Annotated in this window: 23 protein-coding genes and 3 pseudogenes; 12 read left to right on the forward strand and 14 right to left on the reverse strand. The window is 61.6% G+C overall.

Annotated features, from left to right (window positions below; translation table 11 throughout):
• Nucleotides 1–49: 49 nt before the first annotated feature.
• Entirely contained in the window at nucleotides 50–235 is a 186-nt protein-coding gene (locus ACFJIU_RS03815; RefSeq protein ID WP_054310583.1) for a DUF1059 domain-containing protein, read from the reverse strand.
• A 211-nt stretch (nucleotides 236–446) separates the two neighbouring features.
• A complete protein-coding gene (hemF, locus tag ACFJIU_RS03820; RefSeq protein WP_379067647.1) occupies nucleotides 447–1361 on the reverse strand; it encodes an oxygen-dependent coproporphyrinogen oxidase in 915 nt (304 codons plus the stop codon).
• A gap of 99 nt (nucleotides 1362–1460) precedes the next feature.
• Here hemF and ACFJIU_RS03825 point away from each other — a divergent pair, with 99 nt between their 5' ends.
• Nucleotides 1461–1712 (forward strand): hypothetical protein, encoded by a 252-nt coding sequence (locus ACFJIU_RS03825; RefSeq protein WP_129413806.1) that lies wholly within the window; start codon nucleotides 1461–1463, stop codon nucleotides 1710–1712.
• Nucleotides 1713–1971: 259 nt separating this feature from the next.
• On the opposite strand, the gene ACFJIU_RS03830 is transcribed toward ACFJIU_RS03825, so the two are convergent.
• The gene (locus tag ACFJIU_RS03830; RefSeq protein WP_379067649.1) at nucleotides 1972–2430 is read right to left on the reverse strand and encodes a tRNA (cytidine(34)-2'-O)-methyltransferase; all 459 of its coding nucleotides are present in this window, start codon (nucleotides 2428–2430) and stop codon (nucleotides 1972–1974) included.
• Nucleotides 2431–2881: 451 nt separating this feature from the next.
• Between ACFJIU_RS03830 and ACFJIU_RS03835 the strand changes: the two genes are divergently transcribed.
• The 11 genes and pseudogenes from ACFJIU_RS03835 (at nucleotide 2882) to ACFJIU_RS03885 (ending at nucleotide 15961) form a co-directional block, all read left to right on the forward strand.
• Nucleotides 2882–3262, forward strand: coding sequence for a hypothetical protein (locus tag ACFJIU_RS03835; RefSeq protein ID WP_379067651.1), 381 nt, complete (start codon nucleotides 2882–2884; stop codon nucleotides 3260–3262).
• A gap of 39 nt (nucleotides 3263–3301) precedes the next feature.
• Nucleotides 3302–5191, forward strand: a complete 1890-nt coding sequence (locus ACFJIU_RS03840; protein WP_379067653.1) for an ABC transporter ATP-binding protein — start codon at nucleotides 3302–3304, stop codon at nucleotides 5189–5191.
• Between the two features lie 146 nt (nucleotides 5192–5337).
• Nucleotides 5338–7248 (forward strand): ABC transporter ATP-binding protein, encoded by a 1911-nt coding sequence (locus ACFJIU_RS03845; protein ID WP_379067655.1) that lies wholly within the window; start codon nucleotides 5338–5340, stop codon nucleotides 7246–7248.
• A 264-nt stretch (nucleotides 7249–7512) separates the two neighbouring features.
• A pseudogene (locus ACFJIU_RS03850) lies at nucleotides 7513–9401 on the forward strand (ABC transporter ATP-binding protein).
• A gap of 49 nt (nucleotides 9402–9450) precedes the next feature.
• Nucleotides 9451–9774 (forward strand): DUF6665 family protein, encoded by a 324-nt coding sequence (locus ACFJIU_RS03855; RefSeq protein WP_379067657.1) that lies wholly within the window; start codon nucleotides 9451–9453, stop codon nucleotides 9772–9774.
• A 284-nt stretch (nucleotides 9775–10058) separates the two neighbouring features.
• Entirely contained in the window at nucleotides 10059–10562 is a 504-nt protein-coding gene (gene petA / locus ACFJIU_RS03860; protein WP_245488630.1) for a ubiquinol-cytochrome c reductase iron-sulfur subunit, read from the forward strand.
• Nucleotides 10563–10580: 18 nt separating this feature from the next.
• The gene (locus ACFJIU_RS03865; RefSeq protein ID WP_379067659.1) at nucleotides 10581–11882 is read left to right on the forward strand and encodes a cytochrome bc complex cytochrome b subunit; all 1302 of its coding nucleotides are present in this window, start codon (nucleotides 10581–10583) and stop codon (nucleotides 11880–11882) included.
• Between the two features lie 28 nt (nucleotides 11883–11910).
• The gene (locus ACFJIU_RS03870; RefSeq protein ID WP_379067661.1) at nucleotides 11911–12783 is read left to right on the forward strand and encodes a cytochrome c1; all 873 of its coding nucleotides are present in this window, start codon (nucleotides 11911–11913) and stop codon (nucleotides 12781–12783) included.
• A 130-nt stretch (nucleotides 12784–12913) separates the two neighbouring features.
• Nucleotides 12914–13606: a phosphatase PAP2 family protein gene (locus ACFJIU_RS03875; RefSeq protein ID WP_379067663.1), complete on the forward strand. Its 693-nt coding sequence runs from the start codon at nucleotides 12914–12916 to the stop codon at nucleotides 13604–13606.
• A 149-nt stretch (nucleotides 13607–13755) separates the two neighbouring features.
• Entirely contained in the window at nucleotides 13756–15120 is a 1365-nt protein-coding gene (locus tag ACFJIU_RS03880; protein ID WP_379067665.1) for an MFS transporter, read from the forward strand.
• A 298-nt stretch (nucleotides 15121–15418) separates the two neighbouring features.
• Nucleotides 15419–15961: an adenine phosphoribosyltransferase gene (locus ACFJIU_RS03885; protein ID WP_379067667.1), complete on the forward strand. Its 543-nt coding sequence runs from the start codon at nucleotides 15419–15421 to the stop codon at nucleotides 15959–15961.
• A gap of 47 nt (nucleotides 15962–16008) precedes the next feature.
• On the opposite strand, the gene ACFJIU_RS03890 is transcribed toward ACFJIU_RS03885, so the two are convergent.
• From ACFJIU_RS03890 to ACFJIU_RS03940, 11 genes and pseudogenes are all read right to left on the reverse strand, one after another.
• Nucleotides 16009–16641, reverse strand: a complete 633-nt coding sequence (locus ACFJIU_RS03890; RefSeq protein WP_379067669.1) for a LysE family translocator — start codon at nucleotides 16639–16641, stop codon at nucleotides 16009–16011.
• A gap of 129 nt (nucleotides 16642–16770) precedes the next feature.
• Complete coding sequence (locus tag ACFJIU_RS03895; protein WP_129413817.1) at nucleotides 16771–17238, reverse strand: MaoC family dehydratase; 468 nt, start codon at nucleotides 17236–17238, stop codon at nucleotides 16771–16773.
• Nucleotides 17235–17698: pseudogene (locus ACFJIU_RS03900) on the reverse strand (MaoC family dehydratase). The gene ACFJIU_RS03895 and the pseudogene ACFJIU_RS03900 overlap by 4 nt, the downstream one beginning before the upstream one ends.
• Nucleotides 17699–17791: 93 nt before the next feature.
• Complete coding sequence (gene corA / locus ACFJIU_RS03905; RefSeq protein WP_379067671.1) at nucleotides 17792–18766, reverse strand: magnesium/cobalt transporter CorA; 975 nt, start codon at nucleotides 18764–18766, stop codon at nucleotides 17792–17794.
• Between the two features lie 182 nt (nucleotides 18767–18948).
• A complete protein-coding gene (locus ACFJIU_RS03910) occupies nucleotides 18949–19731 on the reverse strand; it encodes an APH(3')-II family aminoglycoside O-phosphotransferase (protein WP_379067673.1) in 783 nt (260 codons plus the stop codon).
• A 25-nt stretch (nucleotides 19732–19756) separates the two neighbouring features.
• On the reverse strand, nucleotides 19757–20668 hold the full coding sequence (locus tag ACFJIU_RS03915; protein WP_379067675.1) for an MBL fold metallo-hydrolase: 912 nt from the start codon (nucleotides 20666–20668) through the stop codon (nucleotides 19757–19759).
• A 46-nt stretch (nucleotides 20669–20714) separates the two neighbouring features.
• Nucleotides 20715–21818 (reverse strand): redox-regulated ATPase YchF, encoded by a 1104-nt coding sequence (ychF, locus tag ACFJIU_RS03920; RefSeq protein WP_379067677.1) that lies wholly within the window; start codon nucleotides 21816–21818, stop codon nucleotides 20715–20717.
• Between the two features lie 104 nt (nucleotides 21819–21922).
• Nucleotides 21923–22330 carry a GFA family protein gene (locus ACFJIU_RS03925; protein ID WP_379067679.1) on the reverse strand — a complete coding sequence of 136 codons (408 nt, stop codon included), beginning with the start codon at nucleotides 22328–22330 and terminating at the stop codon, nucleotides 21923–21925.
• 76 nt (nucleotides 22331–22406) lie between these two features.
• Complete coding sequence (pth, locus tag ACFJIU_RS03930; RefSeq protein WP_379067681.1) at nucleotides 22407–23150, reverse strand: aminoacyl-tRNA hydrolase; 744 nt, start codon at nucleotides 23148–23150, stop codon at nucleotides 22407–22409.
• Nucleotides 23151–23177: 27 nt separating this feature from the next.
• Nucleotides 23178–23813 (reverse strand): 50S ribosomal protein L25/general stress protein Ctc, encoded by a 636-nt coding sequence (locus tag ACFJIU_RS03935; RefSeq protein ID WP_379067683.1) that lies wholly within the window; start codon nucleotides 23811–23813, stop codon nucleotides 23178–23180.
• A 187-nt stretch (nucleotides 23814–24000) separates the two neighbouring features.
• Nucleotides 24001–25226: pseudogene (locus ACFJIU_RS03940) on the reverse strand (MFS transporter).
• Nucleotides 25227–25380 lie beyond the last annotated feature (154 nt).

Here is a 25380-nt window from a genome sequence, read left to right on the forward strand (position 1 = left end):
CTAGAGCGTTTCATAACGGAAACGCTCTAGGGACGTTCGACGCGCCTGGTCAGGCCGCGTCGCGGACCTTGTCGATGCGCGAGCGGATCGCTTCGATCATGGTTTCACGGATGATGGTCTCGCCATGGGTCTCGCGCATGTGCTCGACGGCCCGGCGCATGACTTCGGCTTCTTCCTCGGCGCGGGTGTGCCATTCGCAACCGGGGACCAGCGAGCCGCAATGGAATTCCTTCATCGGAGTCCTCCTATCTCGTCATCTGGAACGTCCAGCATAACACGCGCCGGCCATTTTGGTTGCTTCGAAAACGGCGGAGCAGGGACATTGTGATTGCCGGGATGCGGCAGCCTAGAGCGTTTCCGCTTTTCACGGAAACGCGGAAACGCTCTAACTTCTTGTGTTTCGCAATTGTGGACGGAAACCGCTACGCACTTTTCCTGGAAGTGCTCTAGGGCCATTTCACCTGTGGCGGCAGGCTGGACAGGATGGAATTGACGTTGCCGCCCGTCTTCAGCCCAAACAGCGTACCACGGTCGTAAAGCAGATTGAATTCAGCGTAGCGGCCGCGCCGCACCAACTGCTCGTCGCGGTCGCCATCGGTCCAGTTCTCATTGAAATTGCCGCGCAAGAGGTGCTGATAGACGACCAGGAAGGCACGGCCGACATCCTGCACAAAGCGGAAGTCCGCCTCCCACCCGCCCTTTTCCTCAGTCGAGTGCAACCAGTCGAAGAAGATGCCGCCGACGCCACGCGCTTCGTTGCGGTGCGGCAGGAAGAAATATTCGTCGCACCAGTCCTTGAACCTCGCATAATCCGCGACGGTGAGGTGTTTCTCGCAGGCGAACTGCATGGCCCGGTGAAAGCGGAGCGTGTCGGGGTCATCCTGGGTGCGGCGGCGCTCGAGCACCGGCGTCAGGTCGGCGCCGCCACCGAACCAGTGCCGGGAGGTGACGACCATGCGCGTGTTCATATGCACGGCGGGCACATTCGGGTTCCAGGGGTGTGCGATCAGCGAAATACCGCTTGCCCAGAAGCTCGGATCCTCCTCGGCACCCGGTATCTGCTTGCGAAACTCCGGCGAGAATTCACCGTGGACAGTCGAGGCGTGCACGCCGACTTTTTCGAAGACGCGTCCGTGCATGATCGACATGACGCCGCCACCGCCTCGGCCTTCTTCGCGTTGCCAGGGAGTGCGCTCGAAGCGTCCCGGCGCCCAGGAAGACTGCGGGCCGGTCAGTTCGTCCTCGATCGCCTCGAAGGCGGTGCAGATGCGATCGCGCAATTCCTCGAACCATGTCCGCGCGCGTTCCTTCCTGTCCTGGATGTCTGCCGGCAAGCCGACCGGTATTTCGGGTCTTTCCAACTGCCATCTCCGCTCGCGGGCATGGTTGCCCGACAAATGACTCGTCTTTTTCGGGCGCGATCCCTAATCTCTTGAGACGTTGGGTCAAGGAGTTCTTTCATGCGTACTCCATCAAGACCACCGCTGGATGGCCTCAAAAAGAGGCTGGATCGGGCCCGCGCCGAGGCAACGCCGCGTGATGGCTTCCTGCGTGAGACCTTCGTCCTGCCGCGCACCGATGCCAGGCTGAAGGCCAAGGAATGGTTCGAGCGCTGGCCGAAACAGGCCTATTGGACCAGCATTGAAAGCTGGTTCGAGCGCCCTGGTGATGTGATCGAGTTCACCATCCGCAGGCTGCCGGCAGCGGATTGAGCGCCGTTGGCGTGCCAATATCCGGGTGAAGGTCCTTCAAAACAGATGATCAGAGCGCCGTGCCGATAAACCCCACTGAATTCGTCGCTTGACTTCAAGTTAACTTGAACTTTTAGAACAATGACCTTCGGGAACGAAGGTTGGAGCGATGTGTAAAACAGGCTGGGCTCTGTCGCAGAGTCATCCGGGAACAAGCCGACGGCAGCAACTTACCGAACCAGGAGGATTGAAAGCGGTCGCCAAGGCGGTCGGTGACGCATCATCCAAGCTGCCGCAGCGCTTCGCCGGCAACCATGGCCACCGAAAGCGCGACATTGAGGCTGCGAGCGCCGGCCTGCATCGGGATAAGCAGGCGGGCATCGGAGGTGTCGTGAACGGCCTCGGGCACGCCGGCCGATTCGCGCCCGAACAGCACGACGTCGTTCCTGTCGAAAATGAAATCGGTATAGGGCACTGCCGCCTTGGTCGACAGCAGCACCAGCCGGCGCGCTTCGCTTCGTCGCCAATCCTCGAAGCCCGCCCAGTCGACATGGCGGGTCAGCGCCGCCATTTCGAGATAATCCATGCCGGCGCGCCTGAGATTGCGGTCGGAGAGGTCGAAGCCGGCCGGTTCGATGATATCGACAGCAAGGCCCATGCAGGCTGCGAAGCGGAGGATTGTCCCGGTGTTGCCGGCGATATCCGGCTGGTAGAGCGCGACGCGCAGACCGTGCTTCATTTCCGTGTGTTCTCAAGTTCTGCCGCAGGTCCTGATCGCAAAGTGCGTGGCAGATCGGCCACAGGCGTCCCGTGGTTTCGGCGATTGCTGGACTGGCGTCTGGTCATTTTCTGCGAATGCGTGTATCAGGCCGGCATTGTCAACACGAGCCGACGGAGGCGTTCATGGAAATGATGACCATGCGTAATGCACGCTTTCTCGCCTGGGGCGTATGCCCGACGGCTGGCTCGGTTCGACGTTTCTCCTAACTCTTTAGGCCCAATCGCACCGATTCCAGCCGGACCTTCCTTCCGGCAACCAAGGGAATCCTGCGATGTTTTCTCATCTGTCCAAGGGACCTCCGGTCCCGTCCGAGTTTAACCAGTCTCAACCGTTTGGCGCTCCCGGTTCGCATTCCGCCGGCGCGCGCAATCCATCTTTCGACCTGTTCTTTTCAATGGAGGACGGACCCATGTTCGATCCCTTTAAGATACCGGGCTCCCGCAGCCTGCACGACCGCAAACTGGCGACCTGGGCGTTGCTGGTCGGTGAAACCCGTTCCTCGGCGGTCCACGCCGAAATGCGTCGCAGGCCGCATCGCGGCATGCTGCCGGACGTCGACTTCTCGCGCGCTGTTCCGGTTCCGGGCCGGCCGTCGCTGGTGCGTCGTTTCATCCGGCTGCTGCGACCTCGTCTGGTAAAGACGGAATCTCCTGCTGCAGCTTTCCAGGAGGGTGAGCGTAGCGGAACCGAGCATTCCGGTGCACATATCGATGGCGCCCGTAGTGCCGGTTCGGCAATGCCACGAGCCGAAGACGATCGCGAAATCATGACCCTATCGCGCGCAGCATAAGGCTGCGCGCGATCCCATTCCTTATTAGAGTACGAAACCATGTTCCGCTGGTTTGAAAAGAAACTGAACCCGTTTCCGGCTGCAGAGCCGGTCGAGCCGCCGAATACGTTGTGGGCTTTCTGCTGGTATTTCACCAAACCGGCATGGCCGTTCGTGCTGCTGGCAACGGTGCTGATGGCGCTGATCGCCTTCCTGGAAGTCTGGATGTTCGGCTTCCTTGGTCACATCGTCGACTGGCTGTCGGCTCAGAACCGGGAAACGTTCCTGCAGACCGAATGGTGGAAGCTGGCGGGCATGGCACTGGTGATCGCGATCCTGCTGCCGGCGGCAGTGACGCTTTCGTCCTTCAACACCTACCAGACGCTGTTCGGCAACTATCCGATGCGCATCCGCTGGCAGGTGCACCGCTATCTGCTCAAGCAGTCGATGGCCTTCTACCAGGACGAATTCGCCGGACGCATCGCCACCAAGCTGATGCAGACGGCGCTTGCCGTGCGCGAAACCGTGCTGAAATTCGCCGAGGTCCTGAACTACGTCGTCGTCTATTTCCTCGGCATGCTGTTCATCGTCGGTTCGGCAGATTGGCGCCTCGCGGCACCGATCGTGTTGTGGCTACTCGCCTATCTTGTTGCCTTGCGTTATTTCGTTCCGCGCCTCGGCAAGGTGTCGGAAGCGCAGGCCGACGCGCGTTCGGTCATGACCGGCCGCATTGTCGACAGCTACACCAACATCCAGACCGTGAAGCTGTTCTCGCATGGACGGCGCGAGTCCGACTACGCGCGTGAAGGCATGACCGAGTTCCTCGACACCGCCTACGCGCAGGGCAGGCTGATCAGCAAGTTCTACATCGTGGTGTACCTGCTGAACTCGCTGCTGCTGCTGGCTGTCGGCGCGATGGCGATCGGCTTCTGGCTGCACGAGATCGTGACCGTGGGTGCCGTGGCGGTGGTGGTGGGCCTGGTGCTGCGCCTCTACGGCATGTCGCAATGGATCATGTGGGAGGTGTCAGGCCTGTTCGAGAACATCGGAACCGTGCAGGATGGCATAAGCTCGATCTCGATGCCTCGGCTGGTCGAAGACAAGCCGCGCGCCGGTGACCTCGAGGTCAGCAAGGGCGAGATCCGTTTCGACGACATCCGTTTCCACTATGGCAAGCAGAAGGGTGTCATCGAAAACCTGTCGCTGACGGTGAAGCCGGGCGAGAAGGTGGGCATTGTCGGTCGTTCGGGCGCCGGCAAGTCGACGCTCGTCAACCTGTTGCTGCGCTTCTACGACCTGGAGGGCGGCCGCATCCTGATCGACGGCGACAACATCGCCGATGTCACGCAGGATTCGCTGCGCGCCCATATAGGCATGGTCACGCAGGACACATCGCTGCTGCACCGTTCCGTGCGCGACAACATACTCTATGGTCGTCCCGAGGCTGGAGAAGAGGCAATGCTCGAGGCCGCGCGACGTGCCGAGGCACTCGGCTTCGTCGGCGGGCTGTCGGATGCGAAGGGCCGCAAGGGCTTTGACGCGCATGTCGGCGAGCGCGGCGTGAAGCTCTCCGGCGGACAGCGCCAGCGTATCGCGATTGCACGCGTCATGTTGAAGGACGCGCCGATCCTCATCCTGGACGAGGCGACCTCCGCGCTCGATTCGGAAGTCGAGGCGGCGATCCAGGAGAACCTGTACAAGTTGATGCAGGGCAAGACGGTGATTGCCATCGCGCATCGCCTGTCGACCATCGCAGCGATGGATCGGCTGGTGGTCATGGACCAGGGCCGCATCATCGAGGAAGGTTCGCATGACGAGCTGGTCGCCAGGGGCGGACTCTATGCCCAGCTCTGGCAGCGCCAGTCGGGTGGGTTCCTGCTCCATGACGACCCCGGCCACGAACCCGCAGCCAAGATGAAGCTCGAGGTGACGGACGAGGCGGCGGAATAGACCGCGTCTCCGCTCCAGCCGGAACGGATGGGTATCCTGGGCTGTCCGAAAGACGATGCTGGGCGAGGTCCGGAACGGAAAACGAAACTATCAGAGTCCCTGGGGCCTGTAATCCCCAGGGACTCAAGCCCGCATGAGTGAAGAAGATGTTCGCCAAAGTTTTCGAGTGGTTTGAGACCCGCTACTCGCCCATCGCGCTGGCTGAAGAGCGTCAGCCGCCAATGGGGCTGTGGAACTTTTTCCGCTATTTCATCATGCAGTTCCGTGCCGGTTTCGCGATGCGCATGCTGTTCGTCGCCGCCGGCGCGATCGTGGACGCGATGCTGCCGATCTTCGTCGGCATCATTGTCGGCATGCTGGCGAGTTCGGATCCGCGCAGCTTCTTCCTGGAGCATGGAACGACGCTGGCCGTCATGGCAGGCGTCGTCTTCCTGCGACCGCTCACCATCGTGCTGGACGCGCTTGTGCGCAACCACGCGATCGCCCCCAACTTCATCGATCTCATCCGCTGGCAGAGCCATTGGCATGTCACGCGGCAGGACTGGACGTTCTTCCAGAACGATTTTGCCGGCCGCATCGGCACCAAGGTCATGCAGAGCGGCGATTCCATCGAGATCGCCGTCAACCTGACCATCGATACCGTCTGGTATGCGGTGGTGTTCGTCGTCGTGGCCATCACCGTGCTGGCGCAGTTCGACGTGACGCTCGTCGCGGCGATCGCCGTCTGGCTGGTGCTTTATGGTGTGCTGCTCAGATACTGCATGCCGCTGATCGCGCGGCGCTCGACGGACCTTTCGGAGGAATGGTCTGTCATGAGCGGCCGCATTGTCGACAGCTATACCAACATCCTGACGCTGAAGACGTTCTCGACCGGCGAACATGAGGACAGGTATGTTTCACAAGCGGTGGTGAAACACGCCCAGACCTTCTACCGGCTGATGCGGGTGTTCACCGGCATGTGGTCGGCCCTGTTCGTCATGAATGCCAGCCTGCTCGTTGCCATCAGCTGGCTGGCGCTGGCGCGCTGGAGCGCGGGCGGAATGAGTGCTGCGGCAGTGGCCACCGCCATTCCCTTCGCGCTGCAGATTGCGGGCATCTCCTACCGGATACTGGATGCGGGCGGCAACATCTTCCGCCAGATCGGTACGGCTGCCAACTCGATGACGACGATTGCCAGGCCGATCAGAATGTTCGACAGGCCCAACGCCGAAGCCTTGCAGGTGACCAGGGGCGCGATCGAACTCGATCGTGTCAACTTCAATTACGGGCGCAAGGACGGAAAGGGCGGGCTTATCGAAAACCTGTCGCTGAAAATCGCGCCGGGCGAGAGGGTCGGGATCGTCGGGCGATCGGGCGCCGGCAAATCGACATTGGTGAACCTGTTGCTGCGCCTCTACGACGTTCAGGATGGCCGCGTCCTGATCGATGGACAGGATGTGCGTGACGTGACGCAGGAGAGTGTCCGCGCCGCGATCGGATTCGTCAGCCAGGACACCTCGCTGCTGCATCGCTCCGTGCGCGAGAACCTGAAATACGGACGCCAGGATGCGACGGACGCCGACATCGCGCGGGTTGTGGATGCAGCCCAGGTGGCCGATGTCGTCGCCGGACTGGTGGACCGCGAGGGACGATACGGCTTCGATGCCCATGTCGGCGAGCGTGGGGTGAAGCTTTCCGGCGGGCAGCGCCAGCGCATCGCGATCGCGCGGGTGGTTCTGAAGGACGCACCGATCCTGATCCTGGACGAAGCAACCTCGGCACTGGATTCGGAAGTCGAGGCGGCGATCCAGGAGAACCTGTATCGTCTGATGGAGGGCAAGACGGTGATTGCCATTGCTCACCGACTCTCGACCATCGCGGCGATGGACCGGTTGGTGGTGATGGATCAAGGCCGTATCATCGAGCAAGGCTCCCATGACGAACTGGTCGCCAGGGGTGGCATCTATGCCCAACTCTGGCAGCGCCAGTCGGGCGGCTTCCTGCTGCGCGACGATCCTGCACAGGAGCCTGTCGCCGTCACGAATGCGGGGGTGGTCGAAGAGGCGGCGGAGCGATGACATAGGGCGTTTCCGTTTTTCACGGAAACGCGGAAACGCTCCAAGTTTTTGTTTTCGTCGCGTTTTGTAACGCCAAGTGATTCCACTTGGCTACAAAATGCTCTAGGGCGCCAGGCGACTGTATGCGACAGGAGACGGCACATCCGTCGCTCCGATCCGCGCCGAAGGTCGCTCTCGCGAAGACGTGAATCGGAACAAAAGGATGCGCGTGGCAATTGATGCCTTGATTCAGGTTCCTGATGCCAAGAGTGAGGACACCGATACGTGACCAGCGGACGTTTCCGTGACCGCATCTGGCGCTCCGTCGAAGGTGCCATCGACCCGTTCAGCGATACGGATCGTGAAGTGCTGCCGGCGGACGCCTGGCGGTTCATTCTCTACTTTGCCAATCAGGCCAAGGGCGCCTTTGTGCTGCTGCTGATCACCGGTGGCCTGGCCGGTGCGGTGGATGCGGCCATGTACTGGTCGGTCGGCTGGCTGATCGACCTGCTCGACAAGTCTTCACCCGCCACCCTGCTTGCCGATCACTGGCCGGCGCTGGTCGGGCTGCTGTTGCTGATCCTGGTCGTACGCGCGGTCATCATGATTGCTTCGGCGGTGGTCGAACAGCAGGTGGTGGTGCCCGGCTTCTACTCGATGGTGCGCTGGCAGGCATTCCGGCGTGTGATCCAGCAGCCCTACGGTTTCTATCAGAACGATTTCGCCGGCCGCATTGCGACCAAGATCATGCAGGGCGGCGAAGCCGTCGGGGATTTCATCATCAACGTGCTGCAGACGATGTGGTCGTTCCTGACTTTCCTGATCCTGGCAATCACCATCCTGATGTCGCTGGATCCCCTGATGGGCGTCGTCGTGGCGTTGTGGTTCGCGGGCTATGCCGCCATCGTCTGGTTCCTGCTGCCGGAAATGCGGCGCGCCGGCCGCGAGACCGCCGACCAGCGCTCGGTCTTCAACGGGCGCCTTGTCGACGCCTTCACCAACATCGTGGCGGTCAAGCTGTTCGACAGCGGCAAGCGCGAGCACGCCTATATCCGCGACGGGCTGGAAGGCTTCCTGACTGCGGTGGTGCGGCTGACGCGGGCGATCACCACCGTCCGTTCTTCGGTCGCCGTCCTCAACGGCATCATGATGAGCCTGATCGCCATCATCGCTGTCATGAACTGGACGTCGGGCCACATCTCGACCGGCGCGATCGCCGCAGCACTCGGTCTCGTCTTCCGGCTGAATCAGATGTCGGGCTGGATGATGTTCAACATCAACGGGCTGGTGCGCAACTACGCCACCGTGCAGGATGCCACGCGCACGATCTCGGTGACGCCGGCGATCCGCGATGCCGAGGATGCCGCGGTGCTGCCGCGTGCCAGCGGCGACATCCGTTTCGAAGATGTCTCTTTCCACTATGGCAAGGAAGGCGGCGTCATCGACAATCTGAGCCTGCATATCCGTCCCGGCGAGCGCGTGGCGATCGTCGGACCTTCGGGGGCCGGCAAGACGACGATCGTCAACCTGATGCTGCGGCTGTTCGATGTCGAAAAGGGCCGTATCCTGATCGACGGTCGCGATATCCGCGACCTGACCCAGGCTTCGCTGCGCGCGCAGTTCGGCGTGGTCAGCAGGAAGCGATGCTGATGCATCGCTCGATCCGCGACAACATCGGCTATGGCCGCGAGGGTGCTTCCGAAGCGGAGATCGTGGAGGCGGCCATGCGTGCTGCCGCGCATGACTTCATCGTGGATGTCGAGGACCCGCGCGGCCGCAAGGGGTACGAGGCGCAGGTCGGCGAACGCGGTGTCAAGCTTTCCGGCGGACAGCGGCAGCGCGTGGCGATCGCCCGCATGATGTTGAAGGATGCGCCGATCCTCATCCTCGACGAGGCGACCTCGGCGCTCGATTCGGAGGTCGAGGCGGCGATCCAGGACAATCTCTATCAGCTGATGGAGGGCAAGACCGTGATAGCGATCGCGCACCGGCTGTCCACCATAGCTGCCCTCGATCGCCTGGTGGTCATGGACAAGGGCCGAATCGTCGAAGAGGGAACCCATGAGGAACTGGTCGCCGCCGACGGCCTTTATTCGCGGCTATGGAAGCGGCAGTCTGGCGGTTTCCTGTTCAGCGGCGACGACTCACTGGACGCCGCAAGCGCAGCGGAGTGAGTTGTCATGGCATCCGGCAGGTATCGGGCGACACGTGAAAGGGTGAATCATGACGCTTAGGCCTCCTTCGGGTTACTCGGGCTCCTCCAGCGGTTCATTGGCCGAGGCGATGTTCGATGCGCTGGGGCACGAGGTGCTGGCGGAGAAGGCTGCAGCGCTCGGCCGAGCGGGTGAACGTGCCGAAAAAGCACTGTTGCAGCTTAAAAACCATGCCGGCAACGAGGCAGACAGGGCAAAGTTGCTCAAGGAGACGGCCGGTTTGGTCTATGCCTGGTTCATCCAGCGTGAATTGTGCGGTTTCCGGCGCCATGACGCGGTGATCCGAGATCTTCAGATACCACGCGAAGTGCTCGTCAGGCTGGGGGCGGCATAGGATCATTTTCCGGCGCGGCATTTCTCCCCGCGACAATCTGCCCTGTAGTCTTCACCCGACTGGACAAAAACGGGCCGCACGCATAAACCGAAATCCAAATGCCGGAGGAATTCGCTAGCCTGTTGCCATGCGCTGTCGGGCGGGTGCGGATTGAGCGGGGATGCTCAAGCGGGACAGGGGCTCGCCTTTCGGTACGGAAGAGGCGAAAGGACCAGGCAGCCGTGAGCGCAACCGACGAAACCCATGATCCCAATCGCCGTGATTTTCTTTACATAGCCACCGGCATGGCCGGCGTGGTTGGCGCGGCCTCGGTCGCATGGCCGTTCATCGATCAGATGCGTCCCGATGCTTCCACGCTGGCACTGGCTTCGGTCGAGGTGGATGTGTCCTCGCTGACGCCCGGCATGTCCCTGACGGTGAAGTGGCGTGGCAAGCCCGTCTTCATTCGCAATCGCACGCCGGAAGAAGTGCAGGCCGCGCAGGAGGTCAAGCTCGAACAGCTGAAGGATCCGCTTGCTCGCAACGCCAACCTTCCCTCGGATGCCACAGCCAATGACATTGACCGCTCCGCCGGCAAGGGCAAGGAGAACTGGCTGGTGATGATCGGCGTGTGCACCCATCTCGGCTGTATTCCACTTGGCCAGCAGGGTGAATATGGTGGCTGGTTCTGTCCGTGCCACGGCTCGGTCTACGACACGGCGGGTCGCATCCGCCAGGGACCGGCACCCGAGAACATGGCCGTTCCGGTCTTTTCATTCATCTCCGATACCAAGATCCGCGTCGGCTGAGGCAGGGGGGACATTTCCATGAGCGAGGGACACTCGACCTATACGCCAACGACCGGTCTTGGACGCTGGTTCGACGCACGCATGCCGCTGCCGCGGCTTGTCTATGATTCCTTCATCGCCTATCCGGTGCCCCGCAACCTGAACTACATGTGGACGTTCGGTGGCATTCTGTCGATCATGCTGGTGTCGCAGATCATCACCGGCATCGTGCTGGCGATGCATTATGTCTCCGACACGAGCCTCGCCTTCGGTTCGGTCGAAAAGATCATGCGCGACGTCAACAGCGGCTGGCTCCTGCGCTACATGCACTCCAACGGTGCGTCGTTCTTCTTCATCGCTGTCTATCTCCACATCTTCCGCGGTCTGTACTACGGCTCCTACAAGGCCCCGCGCGAATTGCTGTGGGTGCTGGGCTGCATCATCTATCTGCTGATGATGGCGACCGGTTTCATGGGGTATGTGCTGCCGTGGGGTCAGATGTCCTTCTGGGGCGCCACCGTCATCACCGGCTTCTTCACCGCCATTCCGTTGATCGGAGACTGGATTCAGCAGCTTCTTCTCGGCGGCTTCGCGGTCGACAATCCGACGCTGAACCGCTTCTTTGCACTGCATTACCTGCTGCCGTTCATGATCGCCGGCGTCGTCGTGCTGCACGTCTGGGCGCTGCATGTCACCGGACAGAACAACCCGACCGGCATCGAGGTGAAGTCGAAAACCGACACCGTTGCCTTCACGCCTTACGCGACCGTCAAGGATGCGCTGGGCATGGTGGTGTTCCTGCTGGTGTTCGCCTACTTCATCTTCTACATGCCGAACTATCTCGGCCATCCGGACAACTACACGGTTGCCGACCCGCTGAAGACGCCGGCCCACATCGTTCCGGAATGGTACTTCCTGCCGTTCTACGCGATCCTGCGCGCCATCACCTTCAACATCGGGCCGATCGATTCGAAACTTGGCGGCGTGCTTGCCATGTTCGGTGCAATCGCGATGCTGTTCATCCTGCCATGGCTGGATACCTCGAAAGTGCGCTCGGCGGTCTATCGCCCTTGGTACAAGCTGTTCTTCTGGCTCTTCACCGCAAATGCCATCTTCCTCGGCTGGCTCGGTTCGAAGCCGGCGGAAGGCTGGTATATTCCGGCCATGCAGGGCTCGACGCTGTTCTACTTCGCCTTCTTCCTGGTCGTCCTGCCGGTGCTCGGCCTGATCGAGACCCCGCGCCGCCTGCCCAATTCCATCACCGAAGCGGTGCTGGAAAAGAACAAGGCGGGTTCGGGACATCCCGCTGGTGCGACTGCCGCGCCGGAAACCAAGGGCTGAGCGACAAGAGAATCGAGGGGATATTGGTATGAAGAAGATTCTCATTTCGCTGGCTGCGGTTTCCGCACTGCTCGTCGGCGCGGCCGCCTACGCCGAGGAAGCCGGTAAGGCAGGTGAGGCCTCGCACGCGGCCAACCCGACCCATTTCCCGATCCATGAACCGAAGGAAATGAAGTGGACCTTCGCAGGGCCGTTCGGTACCTACGACAAGGCACAGCTGCAACGTGGCCTCAAGGTCTACAAGGAAGTGTGCTCGGCCTGCCATTCGATGAAGCTGGTGGCTTTCCGCACGCTTTCGGACCTCGGTTATTCCGAGGCGCAGGTGAAGGCACTGGCCGCCAGCTACACCGTGCAGGATGGCCCGAACGACGCCGGCGAGATGTTCGAGCGTCCCGGTCTGCCGTCCGACCATTTCCCTTCGCCCTATCCGAACGACCAGGCCGCCGCGGCAGCCAATGGCGGTGCGGTTCCGCCGGACATGTCGCTGCTCGCCAAGGCGCGCGGTCTGACGCGCGGGTTCCCGCAGTTCGTCATCGACATCTTCACACAATATGCCGAAAGCGGGCCGGACTATATCCATGCGCTGCTCAACGGCTATGACGAGCAGCCGCCGGCGGGCATGAAGATACCGGAAGGCACCCACTACAATCCGTATTTCAATGCGGGTGTGTCGCTGAAGATGCCGAAGCCGATTTCGTCCGACCAGGTGACTTATGACGACGGTACGGCGCAGACAGTCGAGCAGTACTCGGAAGACGTCACCGCGTTCCTGATGTGGGCGGCCGAGCCGAAGCTGGAAGATCGCAAGAAGACCGGCTTCCGTGTCATCGTCTTCCTGCTGCTGTTTGCGGTGCTGATGTATCTGACCAAGCGCAAGGTCTGGTCGAACGTCGCGCACTAAGCGACGTCATACGCTGTTCAAAAAGGGTCGGCCTGTTCGTTCAGGCCGGCCCTTTTGTTTGCGAGTTGCGTCACATGCCTGTCACCGCATGGGAAGAAGCTCCACCATCCCACTCGACAGGATGGTCCCCATGCGCAAAACGAGCTTCCTCGCCGGCTTTCTCCTTCTTGTCCTGACCACTACCGGTCAGGCTGAGGACGCCAAGCCTTTCATCACCAATGCCGATGTCGATCTGACCGCGATTCTGCCGCCGCCACCGGCCAACGATTCCGCCGCAACCAAGGCGGAGCTCGCCGAGGTCTTGACGCTGCAGCTCACGCGTACTCCCGAAATGGAAGCGCGGGCCAAGGCTGACGCCGAAGAAAATGTCTGGCGTTTTACCGACGTCATGGGGCCGAAGTTCACCAAGGAAGCGTTGCCGAAGCTCGATGCTTTCTTTGAACGGGTCGTGGCGACCGAAGGTGCCGTCGTCGATCCAGCCAAGGATGTCTGGAAACGCCCCCGTCCGCACATGCTGAGCGATCTGGTCAAGCCTATCGTCAAGCCGTCGACCTCGGGTTCCTGGCCATCAGGCCACACGACCCTTGGTACCATGATGGGGATCGTCCTTTCGGACATGGTTCCTGAGAAGCGTACCGAGATCATGGCACGGGCTTGGGAGTATGGTCACAATCGGGTCGTCGCCGGGATTCACTATCCTTCCGATATCGAGATGGGGCGGATCTCTGGCGCGGTGATTGCCTCCAACCTGCAGCACAATGCGGAATTCGAGACCGAATATGCTGCAGCCAAGGCCGAATTGCGGTCCGACCTGGGCATGTGAGACGGGCTGACATCGCTGCGGGAACGAGATGGAGGAGGGGGGCCTGTGCTGTCCCCTTCGGCTTTTCTGGATAAGTCGCCTGCCTGATAGACACCTCCACATGCGCATGTTTACGTTGCGGCCGGGGGGCGTCGTTAGGGAGGAAAGCCGTGGCTGGTCCATCTCACTCGACTGCCGCTGATTCCGGCATGCGCGAGCGCGTCGTTCGAAAAGTTGCCTGGCGGTTGATGCCGTTTCTCGGCCTGCTTTATTTCATCAATTATCTTGATCGCACCAATATCGGCTTTGCCGCACCGCACGGCATGAACGATGCGCTGGGCTTCGACAAGGCTGCCTTCGGGCTTGCCTCAGGCATCTTCTTCATCGGCTATCTGCTGCTTGAAGTGCCCAGCAATCTTATCCTGCACAAGGTGGGGGCGCGGCGCTGGATCGCGCGAATCATGGTGAGCTGGGGCATCGTCGCCTCGCTGATGGCCTTCGTGCCAAATGCGCTGTCCATGTATGGCCTGCGTTTCCTGCTCGGCATCGCCGAAGCCGGCTTCTTTCCCGGCATCATTCTTTATCTGACGTTCTGGTTTCCCAAGCGGGAGCGCGCGCGAGCGGTCGCACTGTTCATGATTGCGATACCGGTGTCGTCGGTGATCGGCTCACCGTTGTCCGCATGGCTGATCTCGGTCGGTCACGGACTGGTGTTCGGGCTCGATGGCTGGCGCTTCATGTTCCTGGTCGAAGGTCTGCCGGCCATCCTGATCGGCGTACTTTGCTGGTTCTATCTCACCGACAAGCCGCAGGACGCCGCCTGGCTGACGGCGGAAGAACGCAACTGGCTGCAGAACGAGATGGACACGGAGCATGCGCAGACGAGCCAGCGCTACCACTATCCGCTCAGAAAGGCGCTGACGCAGCCTCGTATCCTGGCGCTGGCCTTCGTCTATTTCGGCGTCGTCTACGGGCTCTATGCGGTCGGCTTCTTCCTGCCGACGATCATCGCCGGCTTCAAGCAGGCGTTCAACACCGAGTATTCGATCATCGAACAGGGCTTCATCGTCGCGATCCCTTATGCGTTTGGCGCGATCGCCATGTATCTGTGGGCACGCCACGGCGACAGCACCGGCGAGCGGGTGTGGCACGTGGCCATTCCGGCCATCGTTGGCGGCATAGCCATTCCGGTCGCGCTCTACATGCAGTCGCCTTTCACCACGATGATCGCGGTGACGATCTGCGCCATAGGCATCTGTTCGGCACTGCCGACCTTCTGGGCGCTTCCAACACGGTTCCTGACGGGAGCCGCAGCAGCCGGTGGCATCGCCCTCATCAATTCACTCGGCAACCTCGCCGGGTTCGTCGGTCCTTATGTGACCGGCTGGCTCACCGACCTGACGGGCAATCCGAAAGCGGGACTATGGGTGGTTGGTACCTTCATGATCGCCGCCGGCATCGTTGCCATCCTGCTCAAGGCGGCGCCGGAACCGGACGATGAGCGGGTGGCCGAGACCGATACGTTGCCGGCGTAGACGCCTGCAGTCGTGCGCCGGAAGTCGCATCTATGTCGGTTTCCGGCTTTTCTTTGCCTGCCGCAGCCGCTAGAGCGTTTCCGTTTTTCACGGAAACGCGGAAGCGCTCTACCTCTTTGTTTTTGCGCAATTCCAGACGGAAAACCGTTTCACACTTTTCCTGGAATTGCTCTAGAGCGTTTCCGTTTTCACGGAAGGCTGAAACGCTCCAATTTTTTACGCAGTTCCCGACGCAAAACCGCTACACACTTTTGCTGGAATTGCTCTATCGATTGGCGGAACAGGGAATGGATTCTTGATGTCATCGATCGAAGAGACGCTGCTTTCCGCCATCCGCACCATCCCGGACTACCCGAAACCAGGCGTCCTGTTTCGCGACATCACCACGCTGCTTGGCAATGCGCGCGCCTTTCGGCGGGCCATCGATGAGCTGGTTCATCCCTATGCCGGCCAGAAGGTAGAGAAGATCGCCGGCATCGAGGCACGCGGCTTCATCCTGGGCGGTGCCATCGCGCACCAGCTCTCGGCCGGCTTCGTGCCGATCCGCAAGAAGGGCAAGCTACCGCACGAGACCGTGCGCGTCGCGTACAGCCTGGAATATGGGCTCGACGAGATGGAGATGCACAAGGACGGTGTTGCGCCAGGCGAGAAGGTGATCCTGGTCGACGATCTGATTGCCACGGGGGGCACGGCGGAAGCGGCGGTGAAGCTGCTGCGCCAGATCGGGGCCGACATTGTAGCGGCCTGCTTTGTTATCGATCTGCCGGATCTCGGCGGGCGCAAGAAGCTCGAAGCACTCGACGTGCCGGTGCGCACGCTGATCGCCTTCGACGGGCATTGAGAGGCCCACTTTCCCGCAGGCGCTGTCTTGCCCGGCAAAGGCGGATTTCACATCCCCTTGATTGCTCGAAACAGCGTGAAGGCAGCGACGGCGATCAGCAGCAGACCGGCGCCGCGGCCGATCCAAACGGTTGCCGCGTGATTTTCAGTCAGTGCATCGCGGCCGCGCAAGGCAGCGAGCGCCAGCCCGCCATAGACGGCCATCTGCACGGTGATGGTCATGGTGCCCATGATCAGCGCCTGCAGCCAGATCGGGCCGTAGATCGGTTTCATGAATTGCGGGTAGACAGCCAGCACGAACAACCAGGCCTTGGGGTTGAGCACGCAGGTAAGCACGCCCTGAGCAAGGATGGTACCGAGCGGACGGACCGCTGCTGCCTCGACCCTGTCGACAGAAATCGCGCTGCGGGACAGCGTGAAGCCGATCCACATCATGTAGAGCGAGCCGGCCACCATCATCGCTGGCGCCACCACCGGCAGCAACGTGGACAGGCCGGTCACGAAGATCGTGCCGAAGATGGTGTGGCAGATGCCGCCAATCATGATGCCGGCGGTTGCTGCAACACCTGCCTGCCGTCCCCCGGTGAGCGCATTGGCCAACACAAACAGCATGTCCATGCCGGGCACGACGATGATGCCGACCAACAGAACGAAGTAGAGCCACAAGGCGCTGGCATCCATCGGCCGTATCTCCCAAACCGGATCCGCCGCTACGGCGAACCTCGCTCCCTATCGAGGGCCGACCCAATAGCGCAGCGATCCTGACACCCTGCTGTCAGGATCGATGGCAATGCTCGGGTTTTGTAAGGCTTATTCCGCCTTCACCAGTACGGAGCTTTCGAACTCGATCACCTTGTCGCCGGTGGAATCGAAGGCCTCGCACAAGATGGTCAGCAACCGCCAGCCTGGTCGCGAGGCCAATGCGCGGTGAGCAAGGCCGGTGCGTGTGAAGGTGACCGTTTCGCCCGCGAATACCGGTTTCAGCCATTTGAGATTGCGGAAACCGGGCGAGGGGCCGTATTCCGGTTCCGGACCGGGGCCATCCCAGGCGATATCGGGCCGCTTCGGCGTCTTCAGATTGTATTTCATCCAGGTCGAGGCCGTGTGCCATCCTGAAGCGCACAAACCGCCGAGCAGGCTTTTCCTGGCGGCCTCTTCATCGACATGGAAGACCTGCGGGTCGAACTTGCGGGCGAAGGCTTTGATCGCCTCCGGTTCGAACGTGTGAGAGCCAAGCGTTACGGTGACTCCGATGCCGAAATACTCGTCGAGCGTCATGCTTCGCCTCCCGCGCGGGTCAGGAACATGCCGGTGTTTTCCAGTTCGAAAACCGCCTCGTTGCGCTGGTTGAACAGCTCCGCGCGCATGCTGACGAAACCGAGCCTTGGTTTCGACTTGGACAGGCGCTTGGCAAGCACCGTGGTGCGGCCGGTCAGCGTATCGCCGGCAAGCACCGGCTTCTTCCATTGACCTGGTCGACGCCTGGCGCTCCCTGCGAAGTTGATTCCAGCAGGAAGGCGTCGCACAGCATGCGCATGAACATGCAGCAGGTGTGCCAGCCGGAAGCGGAGAGGCCGCCAAGCAGGCTGGCCTTGCCAGCTTCCTCGTCGAGATGCATGGGCTGGAAGTCGAATTCGGACGCGAATTCGATGATCTCCGCTGCCGTCACCTTCTTGGTGCCGAGATCAAGGATGGCGCCTTCCTCGAAATCCTCATAGGCCCATTTCTTGGCGGTCATCATGCAACCTCGTTCAAACTTGTACGATTATTTTGACCGTGGCGGTGCTTTCCCGCAAGACCAGCACCCGTCCTGGTTCAGCGCTTTACCCATTTAAAGCCAACCGCGCCGGCGGAAGTAGAGATAGGGCAAGATCGCCGAGACGATCATGAGGCCGATTGCGAACGGATAGCCGACCGCCCATTTCAACTCCGGCATGAGTTCGAAATTCATGCCATAGATGGAGGCCACCAGCGTCGGCGGCAGGAAAATGACGGCTGCGACCGAGAAGATCTTGATGATGGCGTTCTGCTCGATCGAGATCATGCCGAGCGTGGCATCAAGCAGGAAGCTGATCTTCTGCGACAGAAACGTAGCATGGTCGGCGAGCGACAGAACATCGCGCGCCAGCGTCTTGATGCGGGCACGGGTGTCCTTGCCCATCTTGGTCTGCGTGGCGGCATGGGTGAGGAAACCCGCCACCCGCTGCAGCGAGGTCAGGCTGTCGCGCACGCTGGACGCAAGATCCTCCTTGCGACCGATGCTCTTCAGCAGCTCCTGGAAGTCGCGGTCGCGGCGCGAGGCTTTGGTCGCCGTCGCTTCGAAGATGTCGCGCGAGATCGTCTCGATGTCGCGGCCGGCCTTCTCCAGGATGTCAGCGAGGCGGTCGACGATCGCCTCGAGCAAGCCGATCAGGATGGTGTCCGCGCTGGTGCAGCCGGTGGCCACCTTTTCGGCACGCAGCGGAAAGGTCTTGAAAGCGCGCGGCTCATGATACCGCACCGTGATCAGACGCTTCGCCGCCAGAACGAAGGTTACCGGCGACATTTCCGGCTTCTCGCCTTCAGTCTGGGAGGGCAGGTTGGCGGTCATGAAATATCCGCCGTCCTCGACATAGAGGCGGCTGGAAATCTCGATCTCCTCCATCTCCTCGCGCGTCGGCACGGCGATGGCGAACACCGCCTCGATGACAGCTTCTTCTTCCTTGGTGGGATTGAGCAGATCGACCCAGACGATCGCGTCGCGGTTCTGCTCGAGGTCGTCGGCGAGGCGCAGGCGGTCATTGTCCACGACGAAGGCTTTGATCATCGCGTGGTCTCCATGCTGGAAACGATATGAGGCCCCAAGGGCACAGGCTCATGGCGGCGCCGAGGGGAGAAATCCAGCCGGCGCAAAGGCGCGATAGACCCGGGGCCGGGCGGCGTCAAGTTGCAAATGGAGAGAGGTCTGGGCGATGCCGCGAATGTGTTGCCGTCACCCATGCAATCGGTTCAGAAAAACTCGTCGAGCAGCTGGTAGTACGAAAGTTTCGCCGGATCGGCGTCTGGTTTCCCATACAAGGCGAGAAAAGGCGCGATCCATTCCTCGCCGAAATCGTCGCGGATGCTTCGGCAGGCCAGCGCAAGATCCTGACAGCGGTCGGCAATGCCGAGCCGGCCACAATCTATGAAACCGGAGAAGCGGCCGCTATCGACCATGAAATTCGGCAGGCAGGCATCGCCGTGGGTGACGACAAATTCCTCGCTTGCAGGGCGTAAAGCGATGAGGTCCGCGAATACATCCGGTGCGGAGCGGCCCAGACGTTCGCCGTCGAAATCCTCTTCGTCGATCAGCCCGGCCTCCACACGCGCCCTGGCGTCGGCAATGCGTCGATCTAGGCTGTGGTCGAACGGGCAGAAGCGAACATCGAGCGCATGCAGGGTCCGCAGGGCATTGGCCATTACAGTGATGGTCTTTTCGGCGGGCAGGGGGCCGGCCGATTCCAGATCTTTGCCTGGCATGGCGCTCATCAAAAGCCAGTTGCGGTCGGCATGCGCCTCAAATGCCAGAACCTTGGGGCAAGATATCCCCTGAGCCGCAAGCCAGCGCAGGCGCTCTGCTTCGGCCGGTACTTCGGCGAATTGACCGATCTCGTCGCACTTGAGGAACAGGTCTGGCTTACCTGCCGCCTGCAGCTTGAAGACACCGGCATCAGAGAGGCCGATGGTCTGTTGGCGCGCGCGGTAGTCACGGATGAGCTCCGGAAATGGCAATGACAAGGGGAGGGCGTTCATGTTCACGCTCTTGACCGGAGATGTTTCACGAGCCTGTCGAAGACGCGGCGAGTGCCAGCGTTGTCGCGATGTTTTTCTCGTGGACGGCTTCGTAGGGCTCGAAATAGTGAACCCAGCCCGCTTCCAGTTCCGGCGCGATGAATTCGCGCAGGCTCAACGAACGCAGGCGGGGGGCCTCGACGCAGCGCAAAAGGCCTTTGACGTAGGCAGCCGTGGCATCGATCAACGTATCGGGATAGCCGCCGGCGGCAATCACTTCGGGAGCGCCGTGATTGGGCAGTATCGCTGCGGGATGCAGCAAACGAAGTCGCTCCAGATCGACAAGATGCTGCGCGAAATGCTGCGGTTCGCCGACATAGGTGACGGTGTCTTCAAGCGTGTCGCCGGCAAGAAGCAACCGCGTCTGCGGCAGCCACAGCACCGTCGCGTCATCGCTGTGTATGTTGAGTTCGATCAGCCTGACTTCGTGTCTGCCGATCGTAAGCGTCATCTCGCCGTCGAATAAGGTGGTCGGCAGCACCAGCGGTGAAATCGCGGGCGGGCCTTCGAGCGTCCCGGCCTCGATGTCACCCTTCTGTCGCTCGAGATGAGCTGCGGTGCGCCGATTGGCGATGACGGCGCAGTCATCAAAAACGCCGGTGCCGGCAACATGATCGAGATGCCAGTGGCTGAGCACGACGGTGAATCTTTTCACCCCCTTGGCTTCAAGGGTGGAGCGGATCAACGCCGCATGGTCGAGCGAGACATGCGTGTCGTAGACCAGCGCTTCGTCATCGCTGACCAGTGCATAGCTGGCGACGCCGAGCGAAAGCGCCCCGTCGTCCACCCAGTTCGGGTGGTCGGCAAATCGCTGGCCCTCGACGCGCCCATCGTAGAAAGCATACACGTCGGGGGCCGGCTGCAGGATGCGCATATGTCGGGTTACCGCCGAAATCATCGCTCACCTACTGCGTTGCCCCGTCGGGTTCATGTCACCCGGACGATCAGGTGTTGAATTTGAACAGCATGACGTCGCCGTCCTGCACGACATATTCCTTGCCTTCGTCGCGTGCCTTGCCGGCTTCCTTCGCCGCCACTTCGCCGCCCAGCGATACGAAATCATCATAGGCGATGGTCTGCGCGCGGATGAAACCACGCTCAAAATCGGTGTGGATGACGCCGGCAGCGCCTGGTGCCTTGGTGCCGCGCTCGATTGTCCAGGCACGCGTCTCCTTGGGACCGGCGGTGAAATAGGTGATCAGGTGCAAAAGCTCGTAGCCGGCGCGGATCAGCCGGTCGAGACCTGGCTCGTGCAGCCCCATCGCTTCCAGGAACTCCTTCTGCTCGCCGTCGGGGAGCTGGGCGACCTCGGCCTCGATGGCGGCCGAGATGATGACGGTGGAGGCGCCCTGGGACGCCGCCATCGCTTCGACCGCCCTGGTGTGCTCGTTTCCGGTCGCAGCCTCTGCCTCGGCAACGTTGCAGACATAGAGAACCGGATGGGCGGTGAGCAGGTTGAGATCCTGCAGGATCTTCAGGTCCTCGGCAGCGATGCCCTTCAGCAGGACGCGGCAGGGCTTGCCATCCTGCAGCAGCGCCAGCGCCTGTTCCATCACCGGCAGGACGGTCATCGATTCCTTGTCCTTGGCCTGGGCGCGCTTGCGCACATTGACGATGCGGCGCTCCAGGCTCTCCAGATCGGACAGCATCAGTTCGGTCTCGACCGTGTCGGCATCCGCCACCGGGTTGATGCGGCCTTCGACGTGCGTAATGTCGTCATCCTCGAAGCAGCGCAGCACATGCACGATGGCGTCGACCTCGCGGATGTTGGCGAGGAACTGGTTGCCGAGGCCCTCGCCCTTCGAGGCACCGCGCACCAGGCCGGCGATGTCGACGAAGGAAATGCGGGTCGGGATGATCTCTTTCGACTTGGCAATCTCCGCGATCTTCTTCAGGCGCGGATCCGGCACCGCCACTTCGCCGGTGTTCGGCTCGATCGTGCAGAAAGGATAGTTGGCCGCCTGGGCCGCCGCGGTGCGTGTCAGCGCGTTGAACAGCGTGGACTTGCCGACGTTGGGCAGCCCAACGATGCCGCATTTGAAACCCATGATGATGTGGTCCTATCGGGAGTGCGAATTTTGTTCAGGGCTATGGGCGAAACGGCCTTGGATCGTCAAGTCTTTCGGCGTCGCAAGCGGCATTGCTGCTGCCGTCAGTCGGGATTCTTTTCGTAGGCCTTGGTTCCCTCGGGCAGGGCGACCCACGAATGGCGCCGGCAGTCGTAGACGGAGTCCTCCGGCGGCGGGAAATCCGGATCGGCGAAACAGCCGATCGCCACGGCCACGTACATGGCTTCGGCGCCCTTCTCTGTGTGGAACAGGCTGGTGCCGCAGACCGGGCAGAACCTGAACAGATAGTGCGAACCCCCGTCGCCGACGCGTAGATATTCCGTAGCGGTGCCAGTTGTCCTGTAGGGCGGGGCAAAGGCGGCAAGCGCGGCGAAGACGCTGCCGGTACGGCGCTGGCAAGCGAAGCAGTGGCAGATACCGGCGCCGAGCGGCGGATTGTTGACCTTGATGCTCAGCTGCCCGCAGGAACAAGTTGCGGTTCGGGTTTGCATGGCAGGCGCCTCGCGGTTGCCTAGGACAGTGCATGCCCTTCATCGCATGAAGCGCCGCCGATGTCTTGGCGGATGCTCAATCCTTGTTGCCGAGCAGCTTCTTCAGCATCGCCGCCATCGGTCCGTTTTCAGGGACCTTGACGGCGGGCTGCTGCGGCCTCGCCTGGCGGATGTGGCTTTGCGCCTTGGGTGGGGTCGCCTGTTTGGGCGCCTTGGCCGGAGGCGTGTCGTCCGGGCCGGTCGGCTGCAACTTGTCGCGCAGAGCCAGCGTCACCCGGTTCATGAAGGAGTTGTCGTCGCCTCTGGCGATCAGGTCGGCGCTATCGGCCATGCTGTCCAGCAACACGTCCAGCCACTCCTGGTCGGCCTTAGAGAAGTCGCCCAGCACGTGACCGTGCACCATTTCCTTGGCGCCTGGATGACCGACGCCGATGCGCACGCGCCGGTAGTTGTTGCCGATATGCTGGTCGAGCGAGCGGATGCCGTTATGGCCGGCGGAGCCGCCGCCGATCTTGACCCGTATCTTGCCGGCCGGCAGCTCGATCTCGTCGTAGAACACGGTCACTGCCGTAGCGTCGAGCTTATAGAAGCGCAGCGCCTCGCCGACAGCCTGGCCGGAAAGGTTCATGAAGGTCAGCGGCTTGATGAGCAGTATCTTTTCGCCACCGATCCTGCCTTCGGCGATCTCGGCCTGGAATTTCTTCGACCAGGGCGAAAAGGAATGGCGGCGGGCGATAGCGTCCGCCGCCATGAAACCGACATTGTGCCGGTTGTTGGCATATTTCGCGCCGGGATTGCCGAGACCAGCAAACAGAAGCATGGTGACGGCCCTCCCGGGCTGCGAAAATTACTTCTCTTCGCCGGCTTCCGCAGCGGCCGGGGCAGCTTCCGCTTCCTCGGTCTCCGGCTTCATCGCGGCCGAGCCGGCGATGGTGGCGATGGTGAAGTCGCGGTCGGAAATGACCGGCTTAACGCCAGCCGGCAGCTTGACCGCCGAAATGTGGATCGAGTCGCCGATGTTGGCGCCAGCCAGATCGACCTCGATGAATTCCGGGATCGCGTTGGCCGGGCAGTGGAATTCCACCTCGTGGCGAACGATGTTGAGCACGCCGCCGCGCTTGATGCCGGGCGACTTCTCTTCATTGATGAAGTGAACCGGAACCTCGACGTTGACTTCGGTGTTCTTGCCGACCCGCAGGAAGTCGACATGCATCGGGAAGTCCTTGACCGGATCAAGCTGATAGTCCTTCGGCAGGACCTGGATCTTCTTGCCGTCGACGTCGATCGTGGCGACCGTGGTCAGGAAACCACCGCCATGGATCTTGTAGAAGACGTCCTTGTAGGACAGGGCGATAGCCAGAGGGGGCTGCTTGTCGCCATAGATAACTGCAGGCACTTTGCCTTCGCGGCGAACTGCACGGGCGGACCCCTTACCGACCTGTTCGCGCGACTCGGCCTTGAGCTCGTAAGTATCGTGGCTCATGGTATTTCCTTTCGCGTTGCTGGAGCATTCCCGGTCTCCGGCAAGCCGGGTTCCGAAAATGTCGAAAGCCGCGAAATCCGCGGCCCTCGTCCGCGTTGCCTCCAAGGGTGTCTACGCGGGTGGCGGCTCTATAGCGGAAGGCGGCCAAACGCGCAAGCTTGGCCGCCTTCGCTGGTTTGCTCCCGGCTTATGCCGCCTTGGCGGCCTTCTTCGCTTCCTTCATGTTGGGCAGGAAGATGGTGAGCAGCCCGAGCAGGGGCAGGTACGAACAGATCTGGTAGACGAAGTCGATGCCCTTGGCATCCGCCACCACGCCGAGGATGGCGGCGGCGATGCCGCCCATGCCGAAGGCGAAGCCGAAGAAGATGCCGGCGATCATGCCGACGCGGCCCGGCACCAGTTCCTGTGCGAACACGACAATGTTGGAGAAGGCCGACGACAGGATCAGGCCGATCAGGATGGTGAGGATCACCGTCCATTCCAGGTTGGCGTAGGGCAGGATCAGGGTGAATGGCAGCACGCCGACAATCGAGAACCAGATCATCGCCTTCTGGCCGTAACGGTCACCGAACGGTCCGCCGAGCAGGATGCCGAGCGCGGACGAGCCGAGGAAGGCGAACAGCAGCACCTGTGACATCTGCACGGAAACGCCGAACTTCTCGATGGTGTAGAAGGTGTAGTAGCTGGACAGGCTGGCAATGTAGGCGTTCTTGGAGAGCACCAGCACCGTCAGGATCACCAGCGACCGGGTAACCCGGCCACGCGAGAAGGGCGAGACATGCACCGCCGCCGGCCGGTTGCCGGTCGCCTTGCGGTAGCGGATGTACCAGTTGCCGACCTGCCAGAGCACGATGATGCCGATCAGCGAGCCGATGGCAAACAGGAGATGCTGGTCTGGCCGAACGGCACGACGATGAAGGCCGCGGCAAGCGGGCCCATTGCCTGGCCGAAATTGCCGCCCACCTGGAACAGCGACTGGGCAAGTCCATGCTTGCCGCCGGACGCCAGCCTGGCGATGCGCGAGGATTCAGGATGGAAGATCGACGAGCCGATGCCGATCAGCGAAGCGCCGAGCAAAAGCAGCCAATAATGGCCGGCATAGGCGAGGACGATCAGGCCGAGCAGCGAGGAGGCCATGCCCCAGGGCAGGGAGAACGGCATCGGTCGCTTGTCGGTGATGATGCCGACCACCGGCTGCAATAGCGAGGCGGTGACCTGGAAGGTAAAGGTCAGAAGGCCGATCTGCCAGAAATCGAGGCTGTAGTTGTCCTTGAGGAGCGGGTAGATGGCCGAAAGCAGCGACTGCATAATGTCGTTGATGAAGTGGCCGAAGCTTACCGCCAGGATGACGGTGAAAGCTGTGGTGGTCGCCGCGGTCGTCGCGCGACCGGCTGTCGCTGCGGTATCGGTCAAGATCATGCTCCTTGCTACGGCGCGCTGATATTCGAGCGAGGCCGGCCTGCGAATGGCTGCTTTCCGCGCTTCCGGTGCTCGCGTGCTCAAACGCGTGCTGCCGCGTCGCGGCCGTGAAAGCCAACCATCTCCGGCGCGTCCTGGCTTGAATCGA

This window comes from Mesorhizobium sp. UC74_2 (genome assembly GCF_042701485.1).
Classification (GTDB): domain Bacteria; phylum Pseudomonadota; class Alphaproteobacteria; order Rhizobiales; family Rhizobiaceae; genus Mesorhizobium.